The organism is Lentzea pudingi (genome assembly GCF_014646255.1).
Lineage (GTDB): Bacteria > Actinomycetota > Actinomycetes > Mycobacteriales > Pseudonocardiaceae > Lentzea > Lentzea pudingi.
Genome location: NZ_BMNC01000025.1, coordinates 1 through 14,155, shown reverse-complemented (window position 1 = coordinate 14,155; position 14,155 = coordinate 1). Strand labels below are relative to the sequence as shown.

At 68.9% G+C, this 14,155-nt stretch carries 14 protein-coding genes; 4 read left to right on the top strand and 10 right to left on the bottom strand.

Annotated elements, in window-relative coordinates; genetic code table 11:
- Nucleotides 1–318: 318 nt before the first annotated feature.
- Nucleotides 319–738, bottom strand: a complete 420-nt coding sequence (locus tag IEY88_RS41100) for an SsgA family sporulation/cell division regulator (RefSeq protein WP_189160321.1) — start codon at nucleotides 736–738, stop codon at nucleotides 319–321.
- 121 nt (nucleotides 739–859) lie between these two features.
- On the bottom strand, nucleotides 860–1,786 hold the full coding sequence (locus tag IEY88_RS41095; protein WP_229694239.1) for a DMT family transporter: 927 nt from the start codon (nucleotides 1,784–1,786) through the stop codon (nucleotides 860–862).
- Nucleotides 1,787–1,867: 81 nt separating this feature from the next.
- Between IEY88_RS41095 and IEY88_RS41090 the strand changes: the two genes are divergently transcribed.
- Nucleotides 1,868–2,770 (top strand): LysR family transcriptional regulator, encoded by a 903-nt coding sequence (locus IEY88_RS41090; RefSeq protein WP_189160320.1) that lies wholly within the window; start codon nucleotides 1,868–1,870, stop codon nucleotides 2,768–2,770.
- Nucleotides 2,771–2,779: 9 nt separating this feature from the next.
- Here the strand turns inward: IEY88_RS41090 and IEY88_RS41085 are convergent, their stop codons facing one another.
- The 6 genes from IEY88_RS41085 to IEY88_RS41060 all read right to left on the bottom strand — a co-directional run bounded on the left by IEY88_RS41085 (nucleotide 2,780) and on the right by IEY88_RS41060 (nucleotide 9,373).
- On the bottom strand, nucleotides 2,780–4,429 hold the full coding sequence (locus IEY88_RS41085; RefSeq protein WP_189160319.1) for a serine/threonine-protein kinase: 1,650 nt from the start codon (nucleotides 4,427–4,429) through the stop codon (nucleotides 2,780–2,782).
- Between the two features lie 120 nt (nucleotides 4,430–4,549).
- Nucleotides 4,550–5,878 (bottom strand): serine/threonine-protein kinase, encoded by a 1,329-nt coding sequence (locus IEY88_RS41080; RefSeq protein ID WP_229694238.1) that lies wholly within the window; start codon nucleotides 5,876–5,878, stop codon nucleotides 4,550–4,552.
- Between the two features lie 147 nt (nucleotides 5,879–6,025).
- Entirely contained in the window at nucleotides 6,026–6,877 is an 852-nt protein-coding gene (locus IEY88_RS41075) for a hypothetical protein (protein WP_189160318.1), read from the bottom strand.
- 205 nt (nucleotides 6,878–7,082) lie between these two features.
- Entirely contained in the window at nucleotides 7,083–7,922 is an 840-nt protein-coding gene (locus IEY88_RS41070) for a hypothetical protein (protein WP_189160317.1), read from the bottom strand.
- Between the two features lie 172 nt (nucleotides 7,923–8,094).
- Nucleotides 8,095–8,943, bottom strand: coding sequence for a hypothetical protein (locus IEY88_RS41065; RefSeq protein ID WP_189160316.1), 849 nt, complete (start codon nucleotides 8,941–8,943; stop codon nucleotides 8,095–8,097).
- Nucleotides 8,944–9,046: 103 nt separating this feature from the next.
- A complete protein-coding gene (locus tag IEY88_RS41060) occupies nucleotides 9,047–9,373 on the bottom strand; it encodes a hypothetical protein (RefSeq protein ID WP_189160315.1) in 327 nt (108 codons plus the stop codon).
- A gap of 70 nt (nucleotides 9,374–9,443) precedes the next feature.
- Between IEY88_RS41060 and IEY88_RS41055 the strand changes: the two genes are divergently transcribed.
- On the top strand, nucleotides 9,444–10,496 hold the full coding sequence (locus IEY88_RS41055; RefSeq protein WP_189160367.1) for an arginase family protein: 1,053 nt from the start codon (nucleotides 9,444–9,446) through the stop codon (nucleotides 10,494–10,496).
- A gap of 22 nt (nucleotides 10,497–10,518) precedes the next feature.
- Here IEY88_RS41055 and IEY88_RS41050 read toward each other — a convergent pair whose 3' ends face one another.
- On the bottom strand, nucleotides 10,519–10,779 hold the full coding sequence (locus IEY88_RS41050; protein ID WP_189160314.1) for a chorismate mutase: 261 nt from the start codon (nucleotides 10,777–10,779) through the stop codon (nucleotides 10,519–10,521).
- Nucleotides 10,780–11,084: 305 nt separating this feature from the next.
- On the opposite strand from IEY88_RS41050, the gene IEY88_RS41045 reads away from it, so the two are divergent.
- Nucleotides 11,085–11,579, top strand: coding sequence for a hypothetical protein (locus IEY88_RS41045; protein WP_189160313.1), 495 nt, complete (start codon nucleotides 11,085–11,087; stop codon nucleotides 11,577–11,579).
- 73 nt (nucleotides 11,580–11,652) lie between these two features.
- Nucleotides 11,653–13,965: a DNA helicase PcrA gene (gene pcrA / locus IEY88_RS41040; RefSeq protein ID WP_189160312.1), complete on the top strand. Its 2,313-nt coding sequence runs from the start codon at nucleotides 11,653–11,655 to the stop codon at nucleotides 13,963–13,965.
- On the opposite strand, the gene IEY88_RS44705 is transcribed toward pcrA, so the two are convergent.
- The coding region (locus IEY88_RS44705) for a hypothetical protein (protein ID WP_229694236.1) at nucleotides 13,962–14,155 on the bottom strand (194 nt) is incomplete at its 5' end. The two genes, pcrA and IEY88_RS44705, sit on opposite strands and share 4 nt — an antisense overlap.

The following is a 14,155-nucleotide window of genomic DNA, read 5'->3' as shown; positions in this document are numbered from 1 at the left end:
CGCTGGCAGATCGAGGTCACCGGTGGAGACCGCGTCTGGTACTTGATCGACGTCGAGAAACACACGGTGTGGATCGACTACGCCGGTGCGCACCCCAAGGCGACCGACTAGCGATCAGCGCATCGAGCCGAGTTCCCCGGTGGGGACTCACGTCAGGAACCCGCTCGTCCTGTTGAGACATGTGCCCGCGCCGCTGCCCACGACATCGAAGCACCGCGTTCCGGGTGGTCTCCGGTGACGAGCTGGTCGGTCACGCTGCCCCGCGTGCCGGCACCTCGCCCCGCGCCCGTACGACCACCCCGGTCGCCGCTCAGGCGACTAGTCGATCGTCGAGACCAGCTTCTGCAGCTCCCGGTCGAAGTCGATCCACAGGTCCTCCTCGCCCGGCTGGACGACGTCGTAGGAGTTGTCCAGGAACTCCGCCACGTCCTCGGCGACGGCGCTGAGGATGGCGAAGCCGGTCGGGGCGTTCAGCTCGACCAGGACGCGCTCCGGGTCGTCGGAGGCCGGTCGGACCAGGATGTCGCCCTCACCGGACGGCGTCAGCAGACCGTCGGCCAGCAGATCGCGGGCGAACATCCACTCGACGCGGCCGGAGCCGGTGAAGAAGACGACGGCGACCGCGTAGGGGTCTTCCGGGTCGTAGACGAGTTCGGCCTCGACGGGCGCGGGGGCCGCGCCGGGTGCCAGGAGTTGAAAAGTCGTCCGGGTGGTGACCTTCAGGTTCTCGTTGTTCATGTCGATGTCCTTTCCGGGCTGGTCTCCATGTCCGCTCACAAAGAGGAGACGGCCAACCAGTCCGATAAGGACGCGATTCGTCTCGGAACCATCCTATTGGGGGAGACGTGCGTCTCACCCCTCAGCGTTTGACCAGGTCGCGCGTCTCGTTTGGTGAGACGGTCTGACCTGCCGCGACGGGCCTCCTGCGGGTCAGCGCGACGCCCAGGAGCACCACCAGCATGCCCACGACGACCCTTGCGTTGAGTTGCTCTCCGAGGAAGATCGCTCCAAGGAGTACCGAGACGACGGGCAGAAGGTAACCGACGGTAGTCGCCGTCGTGGCGCCCTCGTCGGCGATGACGCGGTAGTTGAGGATGAACGCGACGCCGGTGCCGAACACGCCGAGGACGATCACGGCGACGACGCCGACCCAGTGCAGGTGCAACGGCTGCAGGCCGCCGAACGGCGTGGCAAGGAGCAGCATCCCCATCGCGGTCGTCAGCTGCATGGCGGCGAGCTGCGTCGACGTGGCACCCGTGCCGACCAGGTAGCGGCCGGCGTAGGAGTAGCCGATGGCGTAGCTCGCGGCGCCGATGAGGCACAGCACCGCACCCCAGCTCGCGATGCTGTTGGCCGACTGCCACGGCGCGAAGATCAGCAGGACGCCCGCGAAGCCGAGCCCCAAGCCCAACATCCGCACCATGTTGCTGATCTTCTCGCTGCCCAGCACGAGGCCGATGGCCAGCGCGAACAGCGGAGTCGTCGAGTTGAGCACCCCGGAGACGCCCGAGTCGACGGTCTGGCCGCCGAACGCGAACAGGGTGAACGGGATGGCGCTGCCGAACAGCGCCACGAAGAGCATGTGACCCCAGATCCTGCGATCGCGCGGCAGGCTCATCCTCGCCAGGGCGAGCACGACGAACAGCACGAGCGCCCCGAAGAACGTCCGCACGAGCGAGATCTGCAGGGGCGCGAGACTCCCGAGCGCGAGCTTCATCCACAGGAAGCTGGATCCCCACAGCAGGGCGAGCACGCCCATCCTGATCAACGTTCCGCGTTGGTTCACGGGTCAACCATGCGCCTGCGAACACGTGAAAACAATTTAATTGTTGTGCCGAACCTTTAAGCATCGCTGTAAGGTCGAGGCATGTTGGACGTGCGACGAATGCAGGTGCTCAGGGCCGTCGTGAGCACGGGCTCCATCACCGCCGCGGCGACGAACCTCGGCTACACGCCGTCCGCCATCTCGCAGCAGGTGGCGGGACTGGAGAAGCAGGCGGGCCTGCCGCTGCTCGAACGCGTCGGCCGGGGCATCAGGCCCACCGCCGCGGGCCGCCTGCTCACCGAGCACGCCGCCCGGCTCGCCGAGCAGCTGGCCGAGGCCGAGAGCGCCCTCACCGCACTGCGCAACGGCTGCGCGGGCACCCTGCGCGTCCGCTACTTCGCCACGGCCGGTGCCGCTCTCGTGCCGCCCGCGGTGGCCACGTTCCGCGCCGAGCGCTCGGGCGTCGAGCTGGACCTGAAGCTGACCGAGCCGACCGACCCGTTCGTCGAACTGGCTGCGGGCCGCGCGGACGTGGCGATCACCGTCCTGGAACCGGACGCCCCCGCCATCGAGGGCATGGTCGCGCGGCACCTGCTCGCCGACCCGCTGTACGCCGTGCTCCCGCGGGGCCATGCCTTGGCGCGCAAACGCGTGATCGACCTCGCTGAACTGGCCGACGAGCCGTGGATCGACGCGGAGTGCGGCGCCTCCGCCCTGTGCGCGAACTTCGTGCGGAACGCCTGCGCGGGTGCCGGGTTCTCGCCGAAGGTGGCCGTGGAGAGCGACGACTACGCGACCGCGCAGGGATTCGTGGCGGCAGGGCTGGGCGTCACGATCATCCCGCGGCTCGGGCTGGGGTACGCGCACCCCGGCGTCGTCGTGCGCAAGGTGCGCAATCCCGAACCCGTCCGGCACATCCACGTCGTGTACCGCGAGGATGCCGCGTGGAATCCGGCCGTGCTGACCTTGGTGGAAGCCCTGGAGAAGGCCGCACGGGCCTCCTGACCTGGACCTCTAAGCGCTGCCGAAAGGCTTGTCGTAGCTCAGCAGGAAGTTGGGGCTCCGCCATTCCAGCGAGATCTGACGCTGCAGCGTCGACTTCGACCCGTCCTTCTTCGTGAGCTCGAGAGTGATCACGAAGTAGAAGTCGTCCCGCTCTTCGGCGCTGACGATCTTCACCTGCTTGTAGGAGCCCCAGAAGGTCTTGAAACCGGTGGCTCCGCCGGCGTAGGTGCCCTGGAAGTTGGCGTTGCCCATCTGCCACGCGTTGTCGGGCGAGGTCACCGCCGCGTTGAAGTAGTCCTCCAGCATGGCGCGGCGATCGCTCTCGGACGGCGTCTCCGTCCACTTGCCCGCCTTGTCGGCGAGCTTGGGCTTGTTCGAGGCGGGCGGGCCACCGTCCTGGGTCTGCTGCGCCGAGGTGCTCGGGCCCGCGTTGGCGTTCGTGTTGTCCTTGCCGCCGGCGCCGCTCGAGATCATGCTCGCGAACACGATGCCGATGACCGCCGCCGCCACGATGGCGAGCGCGGTGAAGACCGTCGACTTCTTGTTCTTCGAGACCGACGCGAGCGCCGAGGGCTTCGGGGACCTGGGCCGCTGCGAGTACTGCGGTGCGGCGGCCGGACGGTGGTTCGAGGGCCCCTGCTGCGTCGACACGGCGCGCGGCGGCGTGTGCATGTCCACCCGCGTCGCGTTGGGCTGCGGCGGAGGAGGAGGTGCCTGCTGCTGGGGCGGTGTGAGGGCGCGCGTGGCGGCCTGCTGCTGCGGCTGCTGGATCGGGGCACCGCGCCACGACGGCGGGTGGGTCGGAGCGACGACCGCGGGGGTGAAGGCGGGGGCGGCCTGGCCGTTGGCGACGGCGGCGAGCGCGTCGCGGGCCTCGGCCATGGTCGGGCGGTCTTCCGGCTCGGCACGCAGCAGGCGCATCAGCAACGCGGTCAGCGGACCGGCGTTGCGCGGCGGGTTGACCTTGCCGGACGCGACCTTGTGCAGCAGCGCGATGGTGTTCTCGCTCAGGCCGAACGGCGGTTCGCCCTCGATCGCGGCGTACAGCGTCGAGCCCAGCGAGAACACGTCGGAGGGCGAGCCCGGGTCGTACCCCTTCGCCACCTCGGGTGCGAGGTAGGCGGGGGTGCCCGCGAGCATGCCCGTCGCGGTGACCGTGACGTCACCGGTCGCGCGGGAGATGCCGAAGTCGGTGATCTTCACCGTGCCGTCGTCGCCGAGCAGGATGTTGCCGGGCTTGATGTCGCGGTGCACGATGCCGGCGTTGTGCGCGGCGGCCAGCGCGGAGGCGACCTGCATGCCGATCGACGCCACGTCGCGTGGCGGCAGCGTGCCCCGTTCGGAGAGCACTCCGGAGAGGCTCTTCGACGGCAGGTACTCCATGATCAGCCACGGCTGGCTGTCGTCCTCGGCCACGTCGTAGACGGCGACGGCGTGCGGGTGCTGCAGGCGCGCCGCGATGCGGCCCTCCCGCATGGCTCGTCTCTTGGCCTCGTCCGTGTCAGCTTCGGCCAGTCCGGGCTGCAGGAGCAGTTGCTTGACCGCGACGGTGCGGTGCAGGCGTTCGTCGTGTGCCGTCCAGACGACGCCCATGGCGCCGCTGCCGATCCGCTGGCTCAATCGGTAGCGACCAGCGACCAATCGGCCATCGTCGGTCACAGTTGCTCCCCGCTGTGCGGTCACTTGCTCTCTGTTCAACGGCTGATCACACCTTCGGGTTCAGATCACCCCATCAGGTGTGAGTACCCACCTTACGAGATTTCTACGGCGTAACGACGCTTAGCCCGCTGGAGGCGGCGGGACGGTCGTCGTGGTCGTCGTAGTCGTTGTGGTCGTAGTCGTGGTCGTCGTCGTCGTAGTGGTGGACGGCGGCGGCGGTGGAGTGGTTGTGGTCGTCGTGGTCGTCGTCGTAGTGCTAGACGTCGTTTCGGGCTTTGTCGTTGCCTCGGGCGTGGTTGTCGTCACCGCGGGCAACGAGCTCGTGGGCTCCACCGTTTGCGAGCTGCTCGCAGGCGGGGCCGACGGGGTCTTCTGCTCCTTGGTGAACACCCCGAGCGCAACCAGCAAACCACCAATGACCAGCAACAACGCCAGCACGACTGCGGCGATGACCAGCGGCCGGTTGTTCTCCGGCCCTCGCGCGGGAGCCATCGGCGGTGCCGTCCGCGGCGGCATGGTCCGCGGCACCGCCCGAACCACGCGGGTCCGGTCCGGCTCCACGATCGCCGTCGGGTCGGGTCCGTCGACCACGGCCAGCCCGCTGAACGACGGCGAACGGCCGTGCGCGACGGCGTTGAGCACCTCGCGCGCCTGCGTCATGGTCGGCCGGTCGGCCGGCTCGAAGTTCAGCAGGTACATCAGCGTGTCGGCCAGCGGATGGTCGACGGTGGGCGGGTTGATCCGCCCGGCCGCGACGGCGTGCAGAACACCGAGAGTGTTCTCGCTCACTCCATAGGGCGGTTCGCCCTCCATCGCGGCGAACAGCGTCGAGCCGAGCGAGTAGACGTCCGAGGCCGGCGTCGGGTCCTGGCCCCGCGCGATCTCCGGCGCGAGGTACGCGGGCGTGCCGGCGATCAGGCCGGTCTTGGTGACCGTGATGTCGTCGGACGCGCGCGAGATGCCGAAGTCGGTGATCTTGACGACGCCGTTCTCGGCGATCAGCACGTTGCCGGGCTTCACGTCGCGGTGCACGATCCCCGCCGCGTGGGCCGCGGCCAGCGCCGCCGCGCACTGGGAGCCGATGCTGGCGACCTCGAGCGGGTCCATCGGCCCGCCCTCGGCCAGCGCGTCCGCGAGGCTGTAGGACGGCAGGTACTCCATGACCAGGCACGGGACGCCGTCTTCCTCGACGACGTCGTACACGGCGATGGCGTTCGGGTGGTGCAGCTTGGCGGCGATGCGGCCCTCGCGCATGGCGCGCTGGATGGCCTCGTCCTGCTCGGCCTCGTCGAGACCGGGCGCGAGCAGCAGCTGCTTGATCGCGACCTCACGGCCGAGGCGTTCGTCGTGGGCGCGCCAGACGATGCCCATCGCGCCGGAGCCGATGCGGTCGAGGAAGCGGTAGCGGTCGGCGATCAGACGGCCGTCCGAGGTGCCGGACGTCGTCACAAGCCCACCTCGGGGGTGCGCGAAGGCGTGACTGCGGCTGTGGCAGCAGATCCCACGCTCGTGCTCCTCGTGCGGTAGTCAGCGGGTCGTCCGGAATGCCCGCACAGGGTACCTGCCGTGAGCGGCCGCTGAGCTACCTGTCGTGCGTCAGTTCGCCGGGGCGAAGAAGTCGAATCCGCCGACGGTGTCGCCCACGGTGTTCAGCACCGGGTCGAGGATGCCGAGGTCCACGCTCACGTCGACCGGGTTGGACGTGGGCGGCAGCGGGGTGGTCGAGGTGGGCGGCGGCGTGCTGTCGCTCGGCGGGGGAGTCGTGGAGGAGGTCGGCGGCGCGGGCGTCTCGCTCGACGGCGGCGGCGTGCTCGGCGTGCTGGTCTCCGTGGGCGTCGACGGCGTGGTCGAGGTCTCGGAGCTGGGCTGCTGCGCCGGCTGCGTCGGCTGCTGGGTCTGGGGCTGCTGCGCCGGACGCTGCTGCTGGGTCTGGACGTACGGCGCGACGCGCGTGGTCGGGTTCGTCGTCGTGGGGTCCGCCTGCTGCGTCTCGCTCGCGTCGGACTGCTGCGTCTTGTTCGACGGCAGCTTCACGACGCCTTCGGTGCCGGCACTGGCGCCACGGGCCTGGGCGCGCTCGTCGAACCGCACCTCGGCGAGGGGGCGCTCGTCGGGCGAAGACAGCCAAGAGGAGGCGGCGAACGCCACGGAACCGCAGATGATGACGCCACCGCTGGCCGCGGCGGCCAGCTTGCCGACGGTGAACCCGCCGCGCTGGGTGTCGTCGGCACGGCCTTCACGGCGCAGCAGCTCGGTGATGTGCAGCTCCTTCATGGGCTGCTTCTTCTTGCCGCCCGGAGCCCTGACCGGCTTGAACTTCACGGTCGGCTCGAACGCCTCGGGGGTGATGTCGTCGGTGATCACCGGGATCTCCACGGTTTCCGCCTCGCGGCGGGCGATCAGCTCGGCGACGGACAGCTGGCCGGTCGACTCAGCCGATCCGGTCAACCGCCGACGATGGTCCTCAATCGACACCGCTCGTTCACCCTTCCAAGTTCGCGTATGCGTACTGGCGGGAACATGGATACCGAATCGTGACCCGAGATGTAACCCCTATGGGGGAATTTTCACGACCGAAACCCGGTTTTCGCGACGAGCGGTCACCGTTCGACTGCGAACGGCGAACCGGTTGGGTGCGGCCTAACTTCCCGGCCTAACTGCGCTGCGCCGAAAGGACTTCAGTTCCGACGATGCGCGGCTGCGTCGTGCTGGTCAGCCAGAAGAGCTGCTCGATGCGCAGCCAGCTGCCGTCCGCCTCCTGCATCGAGACGACCGCGAGCACCGATCCGTCCGGCCGCACCGACGTCTGGTCGACGTTGACCGTCTTGATCCGGCCCCAGGACCGGGCGAACTCCGCGGGGTTCGCGCCGACCAGGTCGGGTGTCAGCAGCTTGGCCGCCGAGTTCGGCTTGGTCGTGAGCAGCTCATAGAACTTCTTCACCACGTCGACCTGCGGCAACGGGCCGACGGAGACCTCGGGCGTGGCCGTCTCGGGGGACTGCGCGGCGGCGGTCTCCAGCAGCAGCGCGGACGGCTGCGGCATCGGCATCGCAGCGATGGGACTCGTCTGCGCCGGCGGGTGCTCGTGCGGCAGCTGGGCCGACAGGACGTCGGGCCGCAGGGCGCTCGAGCCGGACAGCGCGACGGGCCGTTCGGAATCCGGGACGCCGACGTTCGCCGGGCGCTTGCCCGCGAGGATCGCCGCTCCCGCGATGGACGAGACGAGCACGACCGCGCCGGTCACCAGGCCCGCGATCCGCGCGACGCGGCCCGACCCCGTGCGCCGGCGGCGGCCGGGCACGACCGGGATCACGGTCGTCGTCGCGGTCATGTTCTCGGTCGGGCCGAGCAGGGAGGTGACGAGAGCGTCGGTGGCGGCTTCCTCGGTCGACAGGATGCGCATCGGAGCCGGCTGCTGCTTCATCAGCTCGGCCACGCTGATCGAGCCGGCGCGGGTGTGCCGCCGTCCGGTCGTCGCCGCGGGACGCTGCACTGCTCTGGCCCTCCGTACTGTCCGTGTTCAGCTGAAGACGTACCGTGGCCACGCCTGAAGATGCCAGTTTCTTGGTGGACTTCACTCGTCCGTGGCGGTCAGCGGTGCTCAGGGTTCGCTCGATGGTGTCACCTACTACGTTCGGTAACTCCAGGCCCGACCTTGAGCCACTTCAGCCGCCGAGCTTCAACCGTTCACTGTTGATCAGCGGTACGTCGCCGAGCGTGAAGCCGAGCTCGCGCTTCTCGGTGCTGACCGTGCCGTCCTTCTTCGTCACCTGCAGCAGGCTCACGGTGAGGCCCCTGCCGGGGTCGACCACGATCTCCTTCACCTCGATCAGCGAGATGTCGGCGAGCCTGCCCTCCAGCAAAGCGTCGGCGTTCGAGCGCACGGTGTCCGTGGTCAGGGCGAGCGCCGTGTCGGCGTTCGTCGCCATCTCGCGGTAGAAGTGCTCGGTCTGCTCGGCGATCTTGCCGCCGTCGACGACGGGGGCCTGGGTGATGGGCACGGTCGTGATGACCGGCGGCACCGTTCCGGACGGCTTGGCGCTCGTCGGGGACGCCTGCCCGCTCGTGCCCGGCACACTGCCGGACCGCGTGCCCGGCACGGGGGCGCCCTGGCCGGTCTTCGCGGCGGACGGCCTGGAACCGCCGGTGGGCGAAGAGCTCGTGCCGCCCGTGGGCAGCGCGGCGATCGTCGGCACGCCCGAGGGGTAGCCGGGCAGTTCGACCGTCTCGACCTCGCCGCCACCGCCGACCAGCTTGGCCGCGGCGACGCTCAGTCCGACCAGCACGAGCACCGACGAGACGACGGCGAACCAGGCCGCGCGCTTCCAGGTGCGCGGCGGCGTGACCGAGGCGGGCACCAGCCCGATGTTGAACTTGCGCAGGCCGTCGGTGTCCTGCAGCGGGTCGATCTGGCGGCGGCGGGGCAGCGGGATGCGGTCGCCCCCGACGACGGGCCGCGCTCCCAGCGGCTGTGGCCCGTCGTCCAGACGATGTTTGCCCGGCAGTTCGTCCATCCCGACACCCCTCTGCGACGCAATCAGGGTAGGGCCGTCCGGAGGTGCCGAAGCAACCAAAAGGGGGTGTTCAGGACGAGTGACACTCTTTTGTGTGAAGTTGCTAGCGGGGCGGAAGTTGCGCTTGACCGCTGTTCAACTGCTTGCGCGTGTTCTGCACGCCGTTGAGCGCGGCCAGGCCGCTGCCACCCGCGATCAGCGCGCCGATCACGTCGGCGCCCAGGGTGTCGCCGTTGGTGATCAGCAGGCCGATCACCGCGCCGGCGGTCGTGATGATCGCGGTCTTCCAGCGGCTGCGGACGAACTGCGAGACGGGTGCCCCGGAGAGCCCCTTCTTGTTCGCGGCCGATCCGAGCAAGCCCAGGTAAGCGTCGTGCGCCAAGGCGGCCAGCAGGCCGGCGATGGCGATCAGTGCGGCAATGAGGCCCATGCCTCCAGTGTGCCCCCAGATTTTTTCGGTGGACCATCCGTGATCGCCCTGATATCCGATTCGGGTGGACATGTTCTGGCACGACGACTGCCTCGAGCACGACGCCGGTGAGGGCCTGTGGGAGCTGCCGGGCTCCTGGCCGTGGCTGGACGTTGCCGAACCGCACCCCGAGACGGCGGCACGGCTGCGCACGTTCCGGCACGCGCTGACGCACGGTCCGGTGGCGCCGCACCTGAAGTGGCACGAGGGACGGCATGCGTCCGTCGACGAGCTCCTGCGCGTGCACACGGCGGGATACCTCGACTCGTTGCGCGTCTCGGAGCGTGTGGCGCTGGAGGTGAACACCGTCGTAGGCCCCGAGACGTGGCGTGCAGCGTCTGCGGCGGCGGGGACGGCGTTGGCGGCGCTGGAGTCCGGTGCGCCCATCGCCTACGCGCTCGTGCGGCCGCCAGGGCACCACGCCCAGCCGGACATGGCGGACGGCTACTGCTTCGTGAACAACGCGGCGCTGGTGGCCGAGACCGCACGGCGCCAAGGGATGCGGGTCGCCGTCCTGGACTGGGACGTGCACCACGGCAACGGCACGCAAGAGGTGTTCTACGACCGGCCGGACGTGCTGACGATCTCGGTGCACATGCGGCACGGCTCGTGGGGAACGAACCACCCGCAGACGGGCGCGCCTTCAGAAGTGGGCGCCAACGGCAGGAACGTGAACATCGAACTCTCGCTCGGTGCGGGCGACACGACGTACATGCGCGCGCTCGACGAGATCGCCTTCCCACTGCTGCGCGACTTCGAGCCGGACCTGCTGGTGTGCGCGTCCGGGTTCGACGGGTCGGCGTTCGACCCCAACGGGCGCCACAACCTCACGGCAGGCGGGTACCGCGAGATCGGACGGCGGGTGGCGTCGTTCGGCCCACGGGTCGTGCTCACCCAGGAGGGCGGCTACCTGCGCGGGTATTCGGCGCTGTGCCTGCACGCGCTGGCCGAGGGCCTGCTGCGGCTGCCCGAGCCGTTGATCGAGGACCCGCTGGCCTACGTGCCGGACGACTCCCAGCTCGCGGACGCCGACTTCGAGCACGTCCGCAAGGCCCTGAAGCCTTTTTGGCCCGGCGTGCTCTGACGCCGGGCCCGTCTTCCGCGAACTACCTGCCGAGCGGGCCGCGACCCATCTTGAGCAGGATCATCGCGAGGTCCTTGCCCTCCGGGCCGAGCGGCTTGTAGCGGTTGAGCACGTCGATCTCGCGGTTGTGCACGATCTTGGTGCCGCCGGCCGCCATCCGGGCCGCGCCGATGATCTTGGATACCTCGACGCGCCGTTGCACGAGGCGAAGGATCTCCGCGTCGAGGTGGTCGATCTCCTCGCGCAGCACGTTGATGTCGGGTTCGGTGGTGGTGTCCATCATCAGTGACCTCTCGAGAACTTCGAGTCCTGGCCCGGAAGCGACGAAGCCCCGGGGTCCGAGGACTCCGGGGCTTCGTGGTGGCTTTTCAGCGCTAGACGACCACGGGAGCCGGAGTCCGGGTCCCGTAGAAAAACTCGAAGAACGTCGCGCGCATGGATCGAGTGTCGCACAGAACCGCCCGCACCCGCCAAGCCCGCGCGGTGAGCGGGCCCACCAGGTGGGACGTCGCTCTGAGATTCCCCCTTCTGATGGAGGCGCACACGACTTATGGTCTGCGGGTACTCGTTCCAAGACCTGGGGGTCCCATGAAGTACGTGCTCGGGATGACGGCTGCCCTGACGCTGTCTCTCGCGGTCGCTCCGCCCGCATCCGCGGAGCCCGATTTCGCCACCGTCACGCTCACGAAGGTCTCCGGCTGGTCCGGTCCCGCCGGCGGCACCTGGACGACCAGAGGCGGCACCAGCGGCAGGCAGAAGTTCGACCTCGTCGTCACCAACGTCGTGGGCCACGACGAGCAGGGCCTGTCCGTCTTCATCTCGTTCCCGATCGACCGCCTGGAGGTCACCGGCTACGAGGGCGACGGCTGGGACTGCTGGGACGTCGCCGGAGGTCCTGGCGCGGAAGGCGTCGAGTGCACGCAGGATCACCTGATCGTGCACGAGGAGGCGTGGCCGACGCTCACCGTCGAGACCAGGGCCGGTTCCATCCACACGCAGGACAGCATCGACGTGTACGCCGAGGCAGGCGGCCACGACGCGGTGCACGCGGGTCAGTCGTTCTTGATCGACACCAGCACCTGATCGAAGCCGTTCCTCGAACACATGGTCGGGCGGTACCGGATTTGTCGGTGCCGCCCGGTACCGTGGATGAACGATGAGCGCCTTGTTCGACTTGCCCTCAAGTCCCCCCGTTTCCCGCGCGGGCCATCTGCTCGACGACCTGAACCCCGCGCAGCGCCGTGCCGTCGAGCACGCCGGTTCACCGCTGCTCGTGGTCGCGGGCGCCGGCTCCGGCAAGACGCGCGTCCTCACCAGGCGGATCGCCTACCTGCTCGCGGAACGTGACGTGCACCCCGGCGAGATCATGGCCATCACGTTCACGAACAAGGCCGCCGCCGAGATGAAGGAACGCGTCGCCGACATGGTGGGCGCCCGCGCCCGCTCGATGTGGGTGTCGACGTTCCACTCGATGTGCGTCCGCGTGATGCGCAGGGACGCGAAGACCCTCGGCATGTCGTCGAACTTCTCGATCTACGACAGCGACGACTCGCGCCGCCTCATCACCCTCGTGGCCAGAGACCTCGACCTGGACCCGAAGAAGTACGCGGCCCGCACCCTCGCCGTGCACATCTCGAACCTCAAGAACGAGCTGATCGACCCGGAGACCGCGGCGGCCCAGGCCACGAACGACCTGGAACGCCGGGTGGCCGAGGTCTACGCCGTCTACCAGCGCCGCCTCGGCGAGTCGAACTCGCTCGACTTCGACGACCTCATCATGAGGACGGTCGAACTCCTGCAGCGCTTCCCGGACGTGGCCGAGCACTACCGCCGCCGCTTCCGCCACGTGATGGTCGACGAGTACCAGGACACGAACCACGCGCAGTACACCCTCGTGCGCGAGCTGGTCGGCAAGGCGGGCGGCGAGATCCCCCCGGCCGAACTCTGCGTGGTGGGCGACGCGGACCAGTCCATCTACGCCTTCCGGGGCGCCACGATCCGCAACATCGTGGAGTTCGAGCGCGACTACCCGGACGCCACCACGATCCTGCTGGAGCAGAACTACCGCTCCACCCAGAACATCCTCACGGCAGCGAACGCGGTGATCTCCCGCAACCCGAACCGCCGCGACAAGTCGCTGTGGTCCGACCTCGGCGAGGGCGAGAAGATCGTCGGCTACGTGGCCGACAACGAACACGACGAAGCCGCCTTCGTCGCCAACGAGATCGACCACCTCGTCGACAGCGGCGAGGTCAACAACTCAGAGATCGCCGTCTTCTACCGCACCAACAACCAGTCGCGCGTCTTCGAAGAGATCTTCATCCGCCTGGGCCTCCCGTACCGCGTGGTCGGCGGCGTCCGCTTCTACGAGCGCCGAGAAGTCCGAGACGCCCTCGCCTACCTGCGAACCCTCGCAAACCCGGACGACACGGTCTCGCTACGCCGAATCCTCAACGTCCCCAAGCGAGGCATCGGCGACAGAGCAGAGGCCTGCGTCTCGGCCTACGCGGAACGCGAGCGAATCAGCTTCGCAGCAGCCCTCCGCGAAGCGGTGGAAGACCGAGTCCCACTGCTGAACCCACGCTCCCGCAACGCAATCGCGGGCTTCGTGGAAATGATGGACCAACTCGGCGAGATGGTCGCCCGCGAAGACGACGTGGCCGACATCCTCGAAGCAGTCCTCGACAAGACCGGCTACCGCACCGAACTGGAAGCCAGCGAGGACCCGCAGGACCACACGAGGGTGGAAAACCTCAACGAACTGGTCACCGTCGCCCGGGAGTTCACCGAACTGGAACTCCCAGAAGGCGCGGACCCGGTCCCGTCCCTCCCGGCATTCCTGGAACGAGTCTCCCTAGTGGCAGACGCGGACTCGATCCCAGACGCCGAGTCAGACGGCGTGGTCACCCTCATGACCATCCACACGGCCAAGGGCCTCGAGTACCCGGTCGTCTTCAGCACGGGCTGGGAAGACGGCGTCTTCCCGCACATGCGAGCCCTGGGCGACCCAGCAGAACTGGCAGAAGAACGCCGCCTCGCCTACGTGGGCATCACCAGGGCCCAACGCCGCCTCTACCTCTCCAGAGCACTGGTGAGATCAGCCTGGGGCCAGCCCTCAGCAAACCCGGCCTCCCGCTTCCTGGGCGAAATCCCCCAGGACCTACTGGACTGGCGCCGAGTAGAACCCTCCCGCTCAGGCCCAGCGGCAGCCACAACGTGGGGCCGCTCAGCCTCAGGCGGCATAGCCTCCCGAGGCCTGACCCGCCCAGCCCCAGGCAAAGCGGGCTGGAAGGACGCCCCGGCAATGAAGCTGGACGTGGGCGACCGAGTAACCCACGACAAGTACGGCCTGGGCCGAGTAGTAGCGGTAGACGGCGCAGGCCTACGAGCAACAGCCACGATCGACTTCGGCGGCTCAGGCACAGTCCGCCTGATGCTGATCGGCAGCGTCCCAATGACAAAGCTCTAGCCACACAGCACCACCACCACCACCACCACCACCACCACCCACACGGCCCCGGCACGCCGGATCGCACGCGACGCCGAAGGCGAGCCGTCCTTCAGCAAGCGATGCCGCAGGCGAGCCGTCCCTCGGCCTTGCGATGCCGCAGGCGAGCCGTCTTTACCAAACACACTGGGTGGGGTGGCTTCGTCACGAG